A 17084-nucleotide genomic window follows, 5' to 3' on the forward strand; every position below is an offset into this window, starting at 1 on the left:
ACTATGCCTATTTACATCCAATACTGTGGTTTCCACTCGGCGCTAGGCTCAAGCGTTGCTGAAATTCACGACTGCCTTACAAATGAGCACCGCTCGAACATGGTTGAAGTGGACGATATGCTGAATGACGGCAAGTCGACTGTCGTTGGTAAGGTAGCGGGCGATCTGCCTGAAATTCCTCAGCACCTTGCCGAATACGCTACTCGTAATAACCAGCTCGCGTTATCGGCCCTAAACCAAATCAAAGATTCTATCGAGCAAGCAAAATTACAATTTGGCTCGGATAAAGTTGCTGTTGTTATAGGCACTAGCACCTCAGGTATTTCTGATGGTGAAGCGGCTTTCAAACATAAATTGACACACGATGAGTTTCCTGAGCATTACCATTACTCGAAACAAGAGCTTGGCAATACTTCTGAGTTCGTCAGCCAGTACTGCGCGATAACGGGGCCAAGTTATGCAATCTCGACGGCTTGCTCATCAAGTGGCCGTGTATTTCTCACCGCCGAGCGACTGTTAGACTCCGGCATGGCCGATGCTGTTTTGGTTGGAGGTGTCGATACCTTATGTAAACTTACGCTCAATGGCTTCCATGGCCTTGAAGCGCTTTCAACGACACATTGTCAGCCTTTTAGTACTTCTAGAGATGGTATTAATATCGGAGAAGCCGCCGCATTTATGCTGCTTAGCAAAATAAAACCATCGAACAACTTACCCAATATTGCTCTGTTAGGTTGTGGTGATAGTTCTGATGCGCACCATATATCAGCCCCTCACCCTGAAGGAAATGGCGCAGAACACGCCATGAGAAAGGCACTGAACGCTGCACAGCTAACAGCAGAGGACATCGGCTATATCAATGCCCATGGCACCGCTACGCCTCTCAATGACTCAATGGAAAGCAAAGCCATTCATCGTATTTTTGCAAACAAGGTTCCCGTCAGTTCCACCAAGCCACTCACCGGGCATACTCTTGGAGCCGCGAGTGCGATAGAAGCAGCAATAGCATGGCATATTTTAAAATATGACTTACCGCTTCCCTTACAAAAATGTCAGGATAAAGCTGAGGATATTGAGATTGATTTGGTAAACTGTGCCCAGAAACTTAAAGTAAAGAACATCTTAAGCAACTCTTTTGCTTTTGGTGGCAACAACATTAGCCTGATTTTTGGTGTAGTAAATGACTGATATCCCTTCTGTAGACCAACTCCTCCCACATGATGACCCGATGATATTAATCGATCGTGCTATCAGCGTAGAGGCGTTATCGATTCACTGCCAAGTGGATATTGGAGCACATAACCTGTTCTTTAACGCAGACACTCAAACCGTACCCGCTTATGTTGGTATCGAGTTTATGGCGCAGTCGGTTGCCGCTTGGTCTGGATACCACGCGATAAAAAACGGCACCACTCCACCCATCGGGTTTTTACTGGGTTCTCGTCGTTACAAATCACTTTGTGACCAATTTTCTCAAGGGCAAACCCTTGATATCTACGCCGAGCAACTGATGGAAGACAGTGGCATGGCCGTGTTTACCGCCAGAGTCGAAGACCAAGGCGAATTGATGGCTCAATGCCAACTTAATGTCTATGTGCCAACTGAACACAAATTACAAGAAATGAAAACTAGGAGCCCATCATGACCCGTCAGGTATTAGTCACTGGTGCCAGTAAAGGCATTGGTAAAGCGATCGCTATTCAACTCGCAAAAGACGGATTTGAAATCGCCGTTCATTACATGGGTGACAAGCAAGGTGCCGAAGATACCTTAAAGTCGATCACTGAATTGGGTGGCGCAGGACGTCTGATCCAATTCGATATCAGCAATCGCAGTGAATGCCGTGAAACGCTTGAATCAGATATAGCTAAACATGGCGCTTACTATGGTGTAGTAAATAACGCGGGCATTACTCGTGATACGGCCTTCCCTGCCATGACGGAAGAAGAGTGGGATGGCGTGATCCATACCAATCTCGACAGCTTCTACAACGTACTTCACCCGTGCGTAATGCCTATGGTTCAAAAACGCAAAGGCGGTCGAATCGTTACTCTGGCGTCGGTATCTGGCATCATGGGCAACCGCGGTCAAACCAACTATGCGGCGGCAAAAGCCGGCGTGATTGGCGCGACTAAGTCTCTGGCTCTTGAGCTCGCAAAACGCAAGATCACAGTAAACTGTGTTGCTCCAGGATTAATCGATACCGGTATGGTTGATGAGCACGTGAAAGATCACGCTCTACCTCAAGTGCCACTGCGCCGCATGGGCGAGCCAGAAGAAGTGGCTGGCCTAGTCAGCTACCTAATGTCTGATATTGCAGGCTACGTCACTCGCCAAGTAATTTCTGTCAATGGAGGCTTAGTATGACCCACCGCGTTGTTGTAACTGGCATGTCTGGTGTTACTGCCTTTGGTAATGATTGGCAGCACATCGAGCCAAAACTGAAAGCGTGTGAAAATGCCACTCAATATATGCCAAGTTTTGAGCAATACGATGGCCTCAACACTAAGCTAGCTGCGCCTATTGATGACTTCCAATTACCAAAACACTACAAACGTAAACAGGTTCGAGGCATGGGTCGGGTTTCTCGCTTAGCCACTGTCGCGACTGAAGATGCTTTAACACAAGCCGGATTAATTGGACATGATGTTCTAACTAACGGAGAAACGGGCATTGCCTACGGGTCTTCAACCGGCAGTACTGATGCCGTAGGTGCGTTTGGTGTGATGCTTAATGAGAAATCGACACGAGCAATCACAGCAACTACCTATGTTCAAATGATGCCACACACTGCTGCGGTCAACGTTGGACTGTTCTTTGGCTTGCGCGGGCGCGTGATTCCCACCAGCAGTGCCTGCACTTCAGGAAGCCAAGCGATTGGTTACGCTTATGAAGCGATCAAACACGGCTACCAAACCGTGATGGTTGCTGGTGGTGGTGAAGAACTATGCCCAACTGAGTCTGCCGTTTTCGATACCCTTTTTGCTACCAGTTTAAAAAACGACACACCAGAAAAATCCCCTAGCCCTTACGACAGTGAGCGCGATGGCTTAGTTATCGGTGAAGGCGCCGGTACGCTTGTGCTCGAAGAGTATGAACATGCCGTCGCTCGCGGCGCAAAGATCTACGCTGAGATTGTCGGCTTTGCCAGCAACTGCGATGCGGCTCATGTGACTCAACCTCAAATGGAAACCATGCAAGTTTGTATGGAGAAAGCACTCAAAGACGCACAGCTTCCGGCTGAAAAGATCGGTTATGTTTCTGCTCACGGTACCGCAACTGAAAAAGGCGATATTGCAGAAAGTAATGCTACAGCGAACATTTTCGGAGAAGTGCCAATCAGTTCATTGAAAAGCTACTTTGGTCATACGCTTGGTGCGTGTGGTGCAATTGAGGCTTGGTTAAGCCTAGAGATGATGCATTCAGGCTGGTTCAGTCCAACATTGAACCTTGAAAACATTGACGAACGCTGCGGTAAACTTGATTACATCACGGGCTCAGGCCGCGAACTGGATGTTGAATACCTAATGAGCAACAACTTTGCCTTTGGCGGGATCAACACTTCCATCATCTTCAAAAAAATCTAGGATAGATAATGAAAAACTGGCTAGCTCTTGCTGTTGTCTTTTTACTCGCAGGTTGCAGTGCTCCGAAGTATTCGGGCAATGCACTTCCTGAAGCAAACAACATCGAAAATATCACGATCGTGGAAGATGTAAAAACACGCAGCATTTTCCTCGATTCCATGCTCGATTGGTGCCTGAACAATCAGGTCAAATGTAAAGTCGTTGCAGACGGTTCAGAACATAATCCAGAGGACATTACGCTTGATTATGTCTCTCGCTGGAGTTGGGATTTCAGAACCTTTGTGGCAGACGCCAAGATCTCAGCTTATCAAGATCAACAGCGCGTAGGCAACGTAGAATTTAAGGCACCTAATAGCGGCAATTTATCAAAGTTTGGCGACGATATGGAACGCATTAAAGCGATGATGGATATCTTGTTCGATAAGAAAACAGCGGCTCAAGCGACCCAACTGATTGCTGACGACAAGCTATAACGAATCCAGTTCTGATCAGCAGAGTTCGGTTCGACAAAGCTCTAATCGAAAAAGTTCTAATCGACGAAGCTCTAAGCGACGAAGCTCAAGACAAATAAAAAGGGTCAGTAACCAAGTTACTGACCCTTTTTTGAATCTAGCATTAGCTCAATTAAGCGTTAGCTTCACGCTCAGCGATGAACTCAAGAGCCATCTTGATGCGAGCGATTACGCGCTCTTTACCAACAAGCTCCATTACTGCATCAACAGAAGGAGACTGACCGCCACCTGTTACTGCTACGCGAAGTGGCATACCGATTTTACCCATGCCGATCTCTAGCTCTTCACATACTGCTGCAATCACACCATCTTTGATGTTTGCAGTAGTGAAATCTTCAAGTGCTTCAACCTTAGCAAGAGCAAGATCTAGTGGGCCTTTAGCAACACCACGTAGGTGCTTCTTCGCTGCGCCAGCTTCAAACTCAGAGAAGTCTTCGTAGAAGTAACGAGACTGCTCAGCAAGTTCGATAAGCGTATTACAACGCTCGCCAACTAGCTTGATCACTTCAGTGATCGCTGGGCCGTTTGTTGTATCGATCTTCTGTGCGTCTAGGTGCCATTGCAGGTATTTTGCAACGTACTCAGGCTCAGAAGTCTTAATGTAGTGGTTGTTCAACCAAAGCAGCTTTTCAGTGTTGAATGCAGATGCAGACTTGCTGATTGCTTTAAGGCTGAAGAACTCAATCATCTCTTCTTGAGAGAAGATCTCTTGGTCACCGTGAGACCAACCTAAACGAACTAGGTAGTTGTTCAGTGCATTTGGTAGGTAACCTTCATCGCGGTATTGCATTACAGAAACAGCACCGTGACGCTTAGAAAGTTTCGCACCGTCATCACCAAGAATCATTGCACAGTGAGCGAAAGTTGGAACTGGCGCGCCTAGTGCTTCATAGATGTTGATTTGGCGTGGTGTGTTGTTGATGTGGTCTTCACCACGAACAACGTGTGTAATACCCATATCCCAGTCATCTACTACAACCACGAAGTTGTATGTTGGGGCGCCGTCTGTACGACGAATGATTAGGTCATCAAGTTGGCTGTTAGAGATTTCAATGCGACCACGGATTTGGTCATCAAATACTACGCTGCCTTCTTTAGGGTTACGGAAACGGATAACGCATGCATCACCTTCTTTTGCTGCTTCGTTTGCTGCAACAATTTTAGGGTGGTTAGCATCGTAACGAGCCATTTCTTTGTTTTCTTCTTGCTCTGTACGAATCTCGTCAAGCAGCTCTTTAGACGCGTAGCATTTGAATGCTTTGTCTTCAGCAAGTAGCTTATCAACCATTTCGTTGTAACGGTCAAAACGCTTAGATTGGTAGTAAGGACCTTCATCCCATTCCATACCCATCCATTGCATGCCTTCTAGAATTGCATCAACCGCTTCTTGAGAGTTACGCTCAAGGTCCGTGTCTTCGATACGTAGAACGAATTCACCACCTTGGTTCTTAGCGAATAGCCAAGAGTAAAGTGCAGTACGTGCACCACCAACGTGAAGATAGCCAGTTGGGCTAGGAGCAAAACGAGTTTTAACCGTCATTTAAATACCTTGATTATGTAGGTGATTCTTTTAGTGGGGTCTATTACAAAGTCTGTAATAGCCAAATATCACTAAATTTTGGGCGCTATTTTATCACCACCGCTTAAATCTACAATCAATAGTGAATGATTAATGCGCTGTTGTTGTACGAAAGCGAGTGTAGAAAGGCTAAATTCAGCTTCGATATAGCAAATCTATAGCCTGAGCCAATAAATTATAGCCACGCTTTTCTTTAACTCACGCTTATTTCATCAACGTACCCCACCCATTCATATGCCACCAAGATCAATTTTTTAAATTTATGTTTGACCTTACCCTTACGGTAAGGTTTATGTTGGGTGTAGATGAGAATTGGAGTATCGATATGAACCATTACACTACCGCACTCAACGGCCTAAATTGCATGGGTTGCGCGAAGAAAGTCCGCACCCTGTTTGATGATTTCGATAACACGACGATCAACGACATATCGCCGACGTACATCGATATTTCGACTCCTTTTAGCTACGTTGAACTCAACGAACAGTTAGCGACCCTTAGTTATTCCATGGGTAATTCGATGCATCTATCATTATCAGGACTCAGCTGTGGTAAGTGCGTGAGCAAACTGACTCAAGCGCTTGAGCAGACCGAGCAAATATCAGACCTAGAAATCAGCAAATATGAATTGTCGTTGGTTACTTTGCTTGCAGAATCAGAGCTTATTGCGCTGATCGAAAGCGTGGGTTATCACGCGACTCCCTACTCTGAAGTTAATGACCTTTTATCGAGTTCAGATTCAAAAGAAGATAAAAAACCAGCGCCCGTAGAACCGACACAAGCTAAACCTGCTGCTAGCCAATATACCTATCACCTTGTTCTTGAAGGAATGACATGTGCGAGTTGCGTTTCTTCGGTAGAGAAAGCGTTGAAAAAGAATGAGTTCGTCGACCAAGCTCAGATCAACCTCGCTGAACAGACAGCCTTGGTCTTCACGTCTAAAACACGTGACGTCATCGAGAACGCTCTCATAGAATCGGTAAAAACCGCAGGTTATGGTGCGGAGTTCGTTGATGACGCGGCGACTCAACAACAAAAACAGCAAGAACAACAACTTCGTACCCAAAAAGCTTTCCTAAAGAATTCAGTAAGCGCGCTGCTTATCGGTGCTCCACTGATGGCGTGGGGTCTGTTTGGTGGCAACATGACTATTGCTACATTTAACGACCAATTGGCTTGGGGATTGGTTGGTGTGGTCTGTTTGATACTGCTTGCGACCTCGGGACGCAGCTTCTTCACGAATGCTTGGCAGTCTCTCATGCATAAGCGTGCGACCATGGATACCTTGGTCGCTTTAGGCACGGGTGCAGCATGGTTCTATTCAATGCTGGTTGTACTGATTCCATCATGGTTCCCAGAACCATCGCGTCATGTCTATTTTGAAGCAAGTGCAATGATTATCGGCCTTATCTCTTTAGGACACTACATTGAAGCCAAAGCCAAAGCACGCACCACCAAATCTTTACAGGCACTGATTAACTTACAGCCTCAAAAAGCCGTGGTTATCGTCGATGGTAAAGAACAGACCATCGCCGTCGAAGCCATTCAAGTCGGTATGCAAGTGCGTGTAAAACCGGGAGAAAAAGTCCCTGTCGATGGCGTTGTGGTTTCGGGTGAATCCTACATCGATGAATCAATGCTGACCGGCGAACCGCTTCCCAACGTTAAATTGATTAATGATGGCGTTTCAGCAGGTACCATTAATGGTGATGGCAGCTTAGTGATTGAAGCGACTGGAATTGGCTCAAGCACCATGCTGGCTCGAATCATTCAGATGGTTCGCCAAGCACAAAGCAGCAAACCTGCGATTGCTAAGCTTGCCGATTCTATCTCGGCCGTGTTCGTACCTGTTGTGGTCGCAATCGCCGCCATTGCCGCCTTAGTTTGGTTTCTTGTTGGCCCGCAACCTAGTGCAAGTTACATGCTCGTGGTATCAACCACTGTACTGATCATCGCCTGTCCATGTGCCTTGGGCCTAGCAACGCCGCTCTCAATTACTGTCGGCGTTGGCAAAGCAGCAGAGTTTGGCGTCTTGATCAAAGATGCTGATGTGTTGCAATCTGCCAGTAAAATCGATGCCGTCGTGTTTGATAAAACAGGCACCCTGACCCAAGGTAAGCCAACCGTTCAGCAAGCCTTTTATGGCGATTTACCAGAGCAAGAACTGCTGGCTTACGCCTATTCGGTAGAGGTAGGGTCAGAACACCCCCTAGCGAAAGCCGTCTGCCAATATGCAGAAAGCTTACAAGTTTCGGCACTACCCCATAGCGAATTCGAAAACCAACGAGGGTTAGGAGTACAAGCAATAATTAACGGCAAGAACGTTCAAGCCGGCTCACTTAAGTACCTCACTCAACTTGGCATTGAGACTGAAATTGGCGCGGACTTTATTGAGCTTTGCCGCTCACAGGCATGGACACCAATCTTCGTTGTAATCGATCAAAAACTGGAAGGCATATTTGGTATTTCAGACGCATTAAAAATAGATAGCAAGCAAGCCATTGCTCAACTAAAATCCGCCGGAATTCACACCGTGCTATTAACAGGCGACAACGATTCTGTTGCTCAAGCGATAGGTAAAAGCGTCGGTATCGACGAGGTTATCTCGGAAGTACTTCCAGAGCAGAAAGCTCAACATATTGTTCAGCTTCAACAACAATATAAGAGCGTTGCCATGGTTGGAGATGGTATTAACGACGCGCCAGCACTGGCTCAGGCGGATATAGGTATAGCAATGGGCAGCGGCAGCGATGTCGCGATCGAGAGTGCGCAAATGACACTACTCAACTCATCGCCATTATCAGTTAGCAACGCGATCGAGCTATCCCAAGCTACAGTTAGAAACATGAAGCAAAACCTATTTGGTGCCTTTATCTATAACTCGCTTGGTATTCCGATCGCGGCTGGTGTGCTCTACCCATTCTTTGGATTTTTGCTAAGCCCTGTCGTTGCAGGCGCTGCGATGGCAATGTCGTCAATTACAGTAGTAAGCAATGCCAACAGGCTGAGATTGTTCAAGCCCACTCATTCTAATATCAACAAAAATCATATTCATGAGGTTCACCATGATTCGTAAAGTTATGACTCTTACTGCACTCGCTGCTATTTCAGGACAAGCTTTAGCTACTGATGTTCTAAACCACAAATCACCATACTGCGGCTGCTGCACAGCATGGACTGAACATATGCAAGATGCCGGGTTCGATGTCACAGAGAAGCTCCACGATGACATGAATCCAATCAAACAAAAGCTAGGTGTAACGCCAGAGCTTGCTTCTTGCCACACGGCAGAGATCGACGGCTACGTATTTGAAGGGCACATTCCAGCAGAAGACGTGAAAGCCTTTTTAGAAAACCCACCACGTAATGCGATTGGCTTGGCTGTTCCTGGCATGCCAATGGGCTCTCCGGGCATGGAGCATGGCGATAAGAAAGACGAGTATTCTGTGTACGCGTTTAACGAGAAAGGTCAGGTGTTTGAATACCGTCATTACAATGGTAATTAGAACGTAAAAAGACGGACACAAAGCAATATTTAAAAAGCCATGAAAATAGAGCCTAGCATTAGGTAAACCCAAGACTGTGGTTTACTTGCTAGGCTCTTTGCTTTTAGACAGTAAAGCAAATCTTGTAGCGGTACCAACCGGGCTGTTAGTGCTGCTATGTTTTCGTCGCTAGTCAACAAAAAACTAATGAACGAATAAGCTCACTTGGCTAATAATCGAATCGACTAAATAGCCAAGTGAATCGGCTTAGAAGCCGTAAGAAGCGCCAAATACGAATGCGTTGTTCTGCTTAGAAGCACCGTTTGCGAAATCTACACCGTTAGCTTGGCTACGGAACTCAAAGTAAGGTTGAACACCTTGACGAGTCCATGTTGCACGTAACTCGTGGTCCATCGCTTCTGCATCAATCATGTATACGTTGTTGTAGCTAAGCGCTAGGTCTGCATTCACTGTGTAAGCAATGCGGTTATCCATGCGGTAGTCTGTGTCAGCATTAGCAGAAGTATCATCGATGTGTGCACGAGTACGGTTGCTAATAGAGATACCGTTATCGAAGTTGTAGCCGATCTTAACTAATGGACGGAACTGAATGCTCTCACCCGCAGAGAATAGATGTTGGTAACCAGCAGCTACCCATAATTTATCAGTAATATTGAAAGATTGCTCACCACCGACAGTGATGCCAGGAGTATTGTTACCTGTTGTTGGTGCACCACCAGTTTCAGCTGAAGTCAGGCCTTCAAGCTCACCCAATTGGATGCCATCAAACTCAGAGTAAACCGTGAAGCCGCCTAGAGAGTTGTCAAACGTGTGACCAGCTTCTAGCGTAGAAGTCATATCAGAACCGTGGATACGGCCGTCATCGTGAATTTGAATGTTACCTGTTACGTAAGAAGAACCAGCGAAAGCACTAGAAGCGAAAGTAAGAGAAAGAGCACTTAGAGCGATAATTTTTTTCATAGTAAACTGCCTTAGTTTGATTTTTCAGCGGCACATCTTCGGTACATCATTCACCTTCACCGCTTGAGTAGTTGGTAGCCTCCCTGGCATGAAATCTATGTTGCTCGAATTAATTTGCGTTTCAAAATAAAAGAGTGGACAGAGTGATCTCTCTCACTATCAAAAAAGAACAAGTTATTTAACACATTAAAATCAGTCACTTAAAAACATAAAAATTGATAAAAAACTCAAGACGCAAAAACGTACAGATCAAGATCACATTATTTTACGACGCAAAATTAGATTCGGTTAGTTCAATCACATCTGATTTAGAGTTTTTTATAGGGGACTTATTTTTTGAAGAGAATAATGAGAAGCCCGTCACTTTTGCGACGAAACTCACCTTATGTGCATTGTTGACGATATAAACAAAGACGGTTTCTATATGTTTCAGTTTAAGAGAAAGACTTAACTCGCCTTAAACAAAAAGAGCTCCCGCTTTTTATCTAAGTAAGATAATAGCTAGAGAGCCCTTTTGTTAATGTTGCTTATCGATTATTTAACCGAAGTAACTCGGCTTACTCTCTCGCCACTTTCAGAGATAGATCGGATGTACGTTTCGCTTGAAACCGAAGGACGTTGCTGCTCATCATAAGTCAGCCAGTTTTCACCATCAGCAGAGTATTGCAGCTCTACACCTGGGAATTGTACGTTCATCGCTAGCTTGCCATCAACAACCTGAGCGCCCGGTACTGGTAGTCGGTAATCAATACCTGCTTTCTCAAGTTTCGCCAGTTCACGTTGACCAACAATATTCGCGAAGCGATTAAAGTCGCTGTTTAAATCCTGCTTATTCACTAGGTTTGATTCTTGAGAATATTCAACGCCCACTTTATAGTCGTTTTCCCAATCCGCTCTGTGCCATGCTCTTTCTGCTGCAGCAAGAACGCGAGGGAATACCATGTATTCATATTGCTCATCAGTACGTACTGTTTCAGACCAAAGTTGCGCCGACAAACCATAGAAAGGTTTCGCTTCAATTTCACCTTTACCACTGAAGCCATTGCCGTCACGGTCTAGTGATGTTTCTGCATTTTGTGGCATGTTTTCTGGTGCGAAACCAAACATCTTACGAGTATCGGTTGCACGAGTTGCCCAGTAGTAACCACGCTCTGCAGCATCGACTTCGTATGGCATATCCATGTACACATAGTCTGGGTTAGAAACAATCACGTCATAACCTTTTGCTGACCAGTCGTATACAGATGAAGTGCCGCCCCAGTAAAGAACGTCCCAGAAGTTAACGCGCGTACTTTCTGTTGCAAATGCTTCCTCGCCTTCGCTGTATTTCAGGCCATCTTGCCATGCTTGGAAGTGTGGAATACCTTTATCAGCAACAATCTTAGATACCTGCTCTGCAAAGTGACTTGGCAGGTGACCAAAATCGCTCACAATACCATCAGCGATCAAAGACTGACACTGTGGAGATTGTTGGAATGGCTTGTCTTGCTTAGCCAAGTCAATGTTACCTTTCCATGCCACTTTATCTTCTGCATTAACATCTTGTAAGCCAGCACCTAACTTGATGTTTTTCGCTTCATCGCCGCCAAAGTGCCAAGTCGTTAGTGGAACGCCCGCTTCTTGGTGCATTGCCGCCACTTCAGAGATCACTTTATCGACAAAATGAGTTGAAGATTCCATACATGGGTTAATGAAACTTTGCTTATCGTAGAACTGAACCGTGGTTACGTTCGATGTATCTTGTGGATCCATCAAGCGGTATTCGTTCGCTTCCGCTTCTTTACCTTCCGCCATTAGGCGAGTGTAACGCGCTTCCATTGATACCACAGCAGAACGAGCGTGTGCTGGCATATCAATTTCTGGGATTACTTCGATGCTGCGCGCTTTTGCGTAGCTTAAGATCTCGACGTAATCCGCTTTACTAAAGAAACCAGAGCCAAAGTTGTCTGTTGTTGGACCTGAACCTAGCTGAGGCAGTAAACAGCTTTGCTCTTCCAAATCAAAACAACGATTAGACCCTACATCCGTTAGCTCTGGTAAACCTGGGATTTCTAAACGCCAGCCTTCATCATCTGTTAAGTGAAGGTGAAGTTTATTCATCTTGTAGGCCGCCATTTGATCTAGCGTTGCTAGGATGGCATCTTTTGAGTGGAAGTTTCGAGCAACATCAACCATCACACCACGGTAATCGAAACGTGGCGCATCTTTGATCGACAGTTGTGGTAATGATTCAGCGTTCTGACTGTCTATTAGGCCAAAAATAGACTGAACGGCGTAGAAAGCACCTGTTTTATCAAACGCTTTAATCGCAATCCCCTCTTCCGAGATGCTTAGTTCATAAGCGCCAGATTTCGCCAAATCACCCGTAAACTGAGTAGGAACAACAGCAACACTAACAGGTAGGTCGCCACTCACATCTACGTTTACCACATCTGCACGTTCTTCAATTGCAGCGAACTGCTCAGCATCAAATGCCTCTTTCGGTAGTGCAATACCACCAGCAATGCTCACTGAACCTTCGCCCGCTTCTACCGACATCGGTGTTGGTAGTAGAGTTGTTGATACATCTTGTGTTGCTAGATCAGCATTCTTTTCAAAGCGAGTAACCGCGGTTGCCATTACATTGTTGTCATCAGGAGTGCGCTTAAGGTTGTTTCCTTCCAAACCGGTCACAAACGACGCGACATCTTCAGTATTCAATGAAGCAATCATCTTAGGTTCTGCGTTTGGCGCGGTTACGAATGCACCCGGCATAAAGTCGGTTTCAAACAGTTGCCAATATTCACTCGTCAACGGAAGAATCACTTCTTCACCAGCGGCAAAACCATCGAACTTATCTGTAGGCTCTAGTTTGTGTAGGTCACCCGTTACACGAGTGATTTTAAATTGTTCGTTATCAACATCTAAAATAAGGCGAATACTGTGGAAGTAGATAGTCCAATCTTTCGAGTCAATCGCTTCACCGTCATTGGTCAGGGTCATGTTCACTTTGTTACATGACGCCCATTCAGCACCTAACTCCTGACAAGCCATACCTTCATTCGCACCGTGATTGGTTAGAATTTCATATTGCACATCAAGGTTATCAGCCAGTGCATTAACAACCTGTTGCTCAGGTGCTTGCGTTACGGCACAACCCGATAAACCAGCTAATACCGCGACAGATAGTAAGTTTCTTTTCAACATCGTATTCACCCATAAATTTAAAAATCGAGTTAGAAGCAAAGTGGAGCGCTTCGAAAGTTAGATCAACTATATGGGCTTATTTTGTGCCGTGAATTAAATCAAGCTAATTCAGTGATCAGCTTCAAATCTAAAAAATACTGATAAATTTAAATTTAATAAAATCATAACCTTAACAACATCGTCACTTCCGTCACTTTTATTTTGACGTAATAATTGAGAATTAAATCACAATCTTTTTAACGGATTTCATAAAATCGTGTCGTTTATAGAGAGAAAGGTTTAGAAGTTTGTTCTTGTTGTTATACTTTTCGTACAAACAACGTGACATCGTTCTCAAAAAAAACCGTTAAAAAACTCCGTCAAAATCTTTTTTAACGAGTTTAATTCTTTATAAAGGAGCTTTCTTTGCGCACATTTTGGTACCTAACGTTACTCACTCTCGCCTTTTCAGCAAAGCAAGCGGTCGCCGAACCCCTTTATTGGCAAGCAAAAAAAGAGGATTTGACCCTCACTATCTTAGGCTCTGTGCACGTTGGAGATGAGAGCATGTACCCGCTTCCCACACAGATCACTGACACGTTAAAAGAGAGCAACGGATTGATTGTCGAGACCGACATAAGAAAGACAAAAGGCGTGGCGTATCCCACGACCACAGTGACCACGGGTGATGTACTAAATGAAGAACAAGCTCAATTATTAACGAGCATATCAAAGTCACTAGATATGCCGACTCAACAGTTACTCAGCTCACCACCTTGGGCAACAGCGATATCGATACAAATGCAACAATTGAAGAATCTTGGCTACGCATCGGCCGGCGGTGTTGATGCTACTTTGACTTACAAAGCGACGATTCAAGATGTGCCTGTTATCAGTTTAGAGCCTCTACAATTTCAAATAGACCTGATTTCAGGACAAAAAGATTCCGGTAAGGAATGGTTAACGACTAGCCTCGAACAGTTCGATCATATTGATGGCGACACTCGTTGCTTGATAGAAAGCTGGAAAGCAGGTGATTTAACTAAACTTGAAGAGTTTGCGAAATTATCTGAAATGCCATCTGAACTAGAAAAAACGTTTTTAACTGATCGCAATATCGACTGGGCAAACAAACTATCCGCCACCGATTGGAAACTCGATTCAAATGGGAATTATTTGGTCGTGGTTGGCGCCTTGCACCTAGTTGGCGAGGGTAACCTTTTGCAGTTGTTAAAAGAGAAAGGTTTTAATGTCACTCGACAATCACAAAGCCAACAGGCTCAGTGTCAATTTGAGGTTAGTGACGACAACTAACTAAATTCGATGCCATGACCTTCTCATAATATAGCCATTACCTAATAACAGAATCATTACATTTAATAGCACCATAACGGTGCTATTATCTTTCGCTCTTTTTATATACGGTGTTGTTCTCATGAAACCAGTACTCTTCGCTTTACCTTTAGCCCTCGCGATCTTGATGCCCACGGCAGCGTCTGCCAAAGAAACTTGTACCATCGAACAGTTTCAAGCCATCGACATTCAGCCAGATACAAAAGGCGGCGTGCTAGATAAAGAAAGCGGACAGTTTTTGATTACTGAAAAGCCACCCATGCGATGCGCGAATATTACGTTCACGACGTCTACGACACGCAACCGTATCGCAAGCCAAATGAATGGTAATTTTGAAGCAAGCTTTTACGATGGCAAGACGGGTAACTCTCACTCGGTGACTTTTAACGAAGATGAAGTACAGGCAGGCTACATTCGAATTGGTCCAAATAACCCTGTTGAAGCGTATGTTTGCTTTGTTACTTCAGAGACGCCAATCAAGAACATCACTTGTGATGTAAAATAGAATAGTTGAGTAGTTGAAAAAAACAGGGCTAAGGGAAAAATCCATTTTCCGCATAGCCCTATTTTGCTGCTTACTCGGTTGACTAAAGGATGTCAGTGTCCGCTGCTAAGTAGCGGGCGATAATTGGATGTCTAATTGCATCAGGGTCACCTGGCGACCACATCCCACGTTTCATTCCCTTAACGATTAAATGAATCACTGCCGCATCTATGGCTGACATTACCGCGATATTTACCGGCTCATTTTGGCTATAACCCATCTCAACTTCGAGCAACTCTTTGTAATCAACAAAGCGAAAAGCACCGAAGCCAATTTCATGTGAGGAAATGGTTTTGGATGTAGTAACACTCAATAAAACTTGCCCTGTTCGTACATCCACGGCTCTTAAGTTCACCGTCACCTGATCCGTTCGATATTGCCCTGAGCCACCAATACCCAAATACTTAGCGCCTGCCCCACCAGTTACAATATTAGAATCGTAAGCCACGATGCCACCTTCTATGACAATGTTTGCGGAACTTAAGGACGACAAATCGGCACCATGATTATTAACAACTTTATCTTTCTTTTGAGCGGCACGAATGATCTTACGTTCCGTCAACAAGTTTTGTAGGCCTTCTCGCTCTAAAGGCACAAACCATTGCGAATCGATCAACGATGTCGTCAATAACGACGTGCCCCCCTGTGGTACAGCGGTTGAGAAGTTACTGTTTGGCTGGGGTTTGTACTGCCCGGTTTGATCTCTGAAATCATACACTGATACCAGTATTTTCCCGCGAGGTAGAGGCAAAGAAACGAGATCCGTATAAGTAGAGCCTCTCGGCATCAACTTAGGAGTTTCAGACGTCTCTGGTATTTGCATCGAGTAGGTGCACCCTCCTAACACAAAGGTCAGGAAGACGATAATAATCGCTTTCATAACACAATCCTTGTGATTAGAGGTCCGGGTTCAATCCCGAAACGCTGATTTCTGTCGATTCTCCTGTCGCTTTATCGACAATTTGAACCAATAACGTTCCCGAATCATCAACAATATTGAGGTAAAAATCATCCGTCTCTAACTGCCCGGTATTGCCGTTACCCACGTCCGCCAACAATTGGCTGATTAAACGAGATTCAAGGCTCGATGCTAACCTATCTAATGCCGATTCTTGTTCGTCAAAGATATCCCTAGCACTAGGGTCTTCAAAATCGTTAATGGCATTAGCATGATTAAAAAGGTGAGAACTGTTTAGTGCATTTCCACCAAAGCTTGGGTTTACGGGTGTATAAACTAACTCGCTGGCATTAGCCGTAGGTACAACAAGTAGCGCTATTAATGTTGTCCTTACAAATGATTTCGACATCCTTGGCTCCTTAAAATTCATCATGGTCTAGGTCATAGGTGTCCTGAAAAAGTCTCTCTGCTTGCCATCTGATGATGTAATTACCGACCACTCTTGTTGCATCAGCAGCACGCTCTTTCGCTTGTCTACGACCTGGGGACAACGCCGTGCGGAATATCGGTTTTCTAGAGTGTTGAACCTCTATGATGCTCCCGGATAACGCCGTTGGCCTTTCTTTTACCGTCAAATTTTCCTTAAGGTTTGGATAGCTTTCATTGAGCGACTGCGAAAAGAAGAAATAAAAATCCTCCCCTAAACGCGTAATCGTTCTATCCACTATGATCCCATCGACTTCACTGAAGTCATTAAATTTTTCCTTAAGGTTATTCGTTGAATCCTCAAGTTTGGTTCCGTTTTCCAAAGGAGCGCTATTTTCAAGACCATGACTCTTTTCGCCCGCATGAATAGCAAAGGTGAACAAAGCAATTGTAAGCAGCTTGATTTTCATATTGGCTCCCATTCGAAGTCCATTTACAAAATGAGAATGCGATTCGCTGAATCTAGATAAAGCGTAATTGATGCTTACAGTGGC

General features: G+C 44.8%; 15 protein-coding genes. 9 read left to right on the forward strand and 6 right to left on the reverse strand.

Translation table 11 applies throughout. The annotated features are described in order from the left end of the window. Positions 1-3 precede the first annotated feature (3 nt). The 5 genes from AACW75_RS21175 to AACW75_RS21195 are packed head-to-tail and all read left to right on the forward strand — an operon-like array spanning position 4 to position 4060. Positions 4-1188, forward strand: a complete 1185-nt coding sequence (locus AACW75_RS21175; protein ID WP_135455410.1) for a beta-ketoacyl-[acyl-carrier-protein] synthase family protein — start codon at positions 4-6, stop codon at positions 1186-1188. Next, positions 1181-1645 (forward strand): hotdog family protein, encoded by a 465-nt coding sequence (locus AACW75_RS21180; RefSeq protein ID WP_102447594.1) that lies wholly within the window; start codon positions 1181-1183, stop codon positions 1643-1645. Before AACW75_RS21175 ends, AACW75_RS21180 begins: the two co-directional genes overlap by 8 nt. After that, positions 1642-2367: a 3-ketoacyl-ACP reductase FabG2 gene (locus AACW75_RS21185; protein WP_145572152.1), complete on the forward strand. Its 726-nt coding sequence runs from the start codon at positions 1642-1644 to the stop codon at positions 2365-2367. The genes AACW75_RS21180 and AACW75_RS21185 overlap by 4 nt, the downstream gene beginning before the upstream one ends. Next, positions 2364-3587: a beta-ketoacyl-ACP synthase gene (locus AACW75_RS21190; RefSeq protein WP_017076635.1), complete on the forward strand. Its 1224-nt coding sequence runs from the start codon at positions 2364-2366 to the stop codon at positions 3585-3587. Before AACW75_RS21185 ends, AACW75_RS21190 begins: the two co-directional genes overlap by 4 nt. Positions 3588-3595: 8 nt before the next feature. After that, complete coding sequence (locus AACW75_RS21195) at positions 3596-4060, forward strand: Sbal_3080 family lipoprotein (RefSeq protein WP_102447593.1); 465 nt, start codon at positions 3596-3598, stop codon at positions 4058-4060. Between the two features lie 151 nt (positions 4061-4211). Here AACW75_RS21195 and gltX read toward each other — a convergent pair whose 3' ends face one another. Next, positions 4212-5639 (reverse strand): glutamate--tRNA ligase, encoded by a 1428-nt coding sequence (gene gltX, locus AACW75_RS21200; RefSeq protein ID WP_102447592.1) that lies wholly within the window; start codon positions 5637-5639, stop codon positions 4212-4214. Positions 5640-5970: 331 nt separating this feature from the next. On the opposite strand from gltX, the gene AACW75_RS21205 reads away from it, so the two are divergent. Beyond that, a complete protein-coding gene (locus AACW75_RS21205; RefSeq protein ID WP_145572151.1) occupies positions 5971-8754 on the forward strand; it encodes a copper-translocating P-type ATPase in 2784 nt (927 codons plus the stop codon). Further along, the gene (locus tag AACW75_RS21210; RefSeq protein ID WP_102447590.1) at positions 8744-9184 is read left to right on the forward strand and encodes a DUF411 domain-containing protein; all 441 of its coding nucleotides are present in this window, start codon (positions 8744-8746) and stop codon (positions 9182-9184) included. The genes AACW75_RS21205 and AACW75_RS21210 overlap by 11 nt, the downstream gene beginning before the upstream one ends. Positions 9185-9430: 246 nt before the next feature. Here the strand turns inward: AACW75_RS21210 and AACW75_RS21215 are convergent, their stop codons facing one another. Together AACW75_RS21215 and AACW75_RS21220 are read right to left on the reverse strand one after the other, a co-directional pair. Continuing rightward, entirely contained in the window at positions 9431-10144 is a 714-nt protein-coding gene (locus tag AACW75_RS21215; protein WP_145572150.1) for an oligogalacturonate-specific porin KdgM family protein, read from the reverse strand. A 534-nt stretch (positions 10145-10678) separates the two neighbouring features. Then, positions 10679-13330, reverse strand: coding sequence for a beta-N-acetylhexosaminidase (locus AACW75_RS21220; RefSeq protein ID WP_145572149.1), 2652 nt, complete (start codon positions 13328-13330; stop codon positions 10679-10681). A 405-nt stretch (positions 13331-13735) separates the two neighbouring features. Here AACW75_RS21220 and AACW75_RS21225 point away from each other — a divergent pair, with 405 nt between their 5' ends. Both AACW75_RS21225 and AACW75_RS21230 read left to right on the forward strand, forming a co-directional pair. Then, positions 13736-14623 carry a TraB/GumN family protein gene (locus AACW75_RS21225; RefSeq protein ID WP_145572148.1) on the forward strand — a complete coding sequence of 296 codons (888 nt, stop codon included), beginning with the start codon at positions 13736-13738 and terminating at the stop codon, positions 14621-14623. A 121-nt stretch (positions 14624-14744) separates the two neighbouring features. Continuing rightward, a complete protein-coding gene (locus tag AACW75_RS21230; RefSeq protein WP_102566920.1) occupies positions 14745-15167 on the forward strand; it encodes a hypothetical protein in 423 nt (140 codons plus the stop codon). An 82-nt stretch (positions 15168-15249) separates the two neighbouring features. Here the strand turns inward: AACW75_RS21230 and AACW75_RS21235 are convergent, their stop codons facing one another. Genes AACW75_RS21235 through AACW75_RS21245 form a run of 3 tightly spaced genes read right to left on the reverse strand, consistent with a single transcriptional unit; the run spans position 15250 to position 17000 of the window. After that, entirely contained in the window at positions 15250-16086 is an 837-nt protein-coding gene (locus AACW75_RS21235; RefSeq protein ID WP_017076644.1) for a CsgG/HfaB family protein, read from the reverse strand. Positions 16087-16102: 16 nt separating this feature from the next. Then, positions 16103-16513, reverse strand: a complete 411-nt coding sequence (locus AACW75_RS21240) for a curli assembly protein CsgF (protein ID WP_017076645.1) — start codon at positions 16511-16513, stop codon at positions 16103-16105. Between the two features lie 10 nt (positions 16514-16523). Continuing rightward, positions 16524-17000, reverse strand: coding sequence for a curli production assembly/transport protein CsgE (locus AACW75_RS21245; RefSeq protein WP_032497985.1), 477 nt, complete (start codon positions 16998-17000; stop codon positions 16524-16526). Between the last annotated feature and the right edge of the window lie 84 nt (positions 17001-17084).

Origin of the sequence: Vibrio sp. L3-7 (genome assembly GCF_963898195.1) — a bacterium.
Taxonomy (GTDB): Bacteria; Pseudomonadota; Gammaproteobacteria; order Enterobacterales; family Vibrionaceae; genus Vibrio; species Vibrio echinoideorum.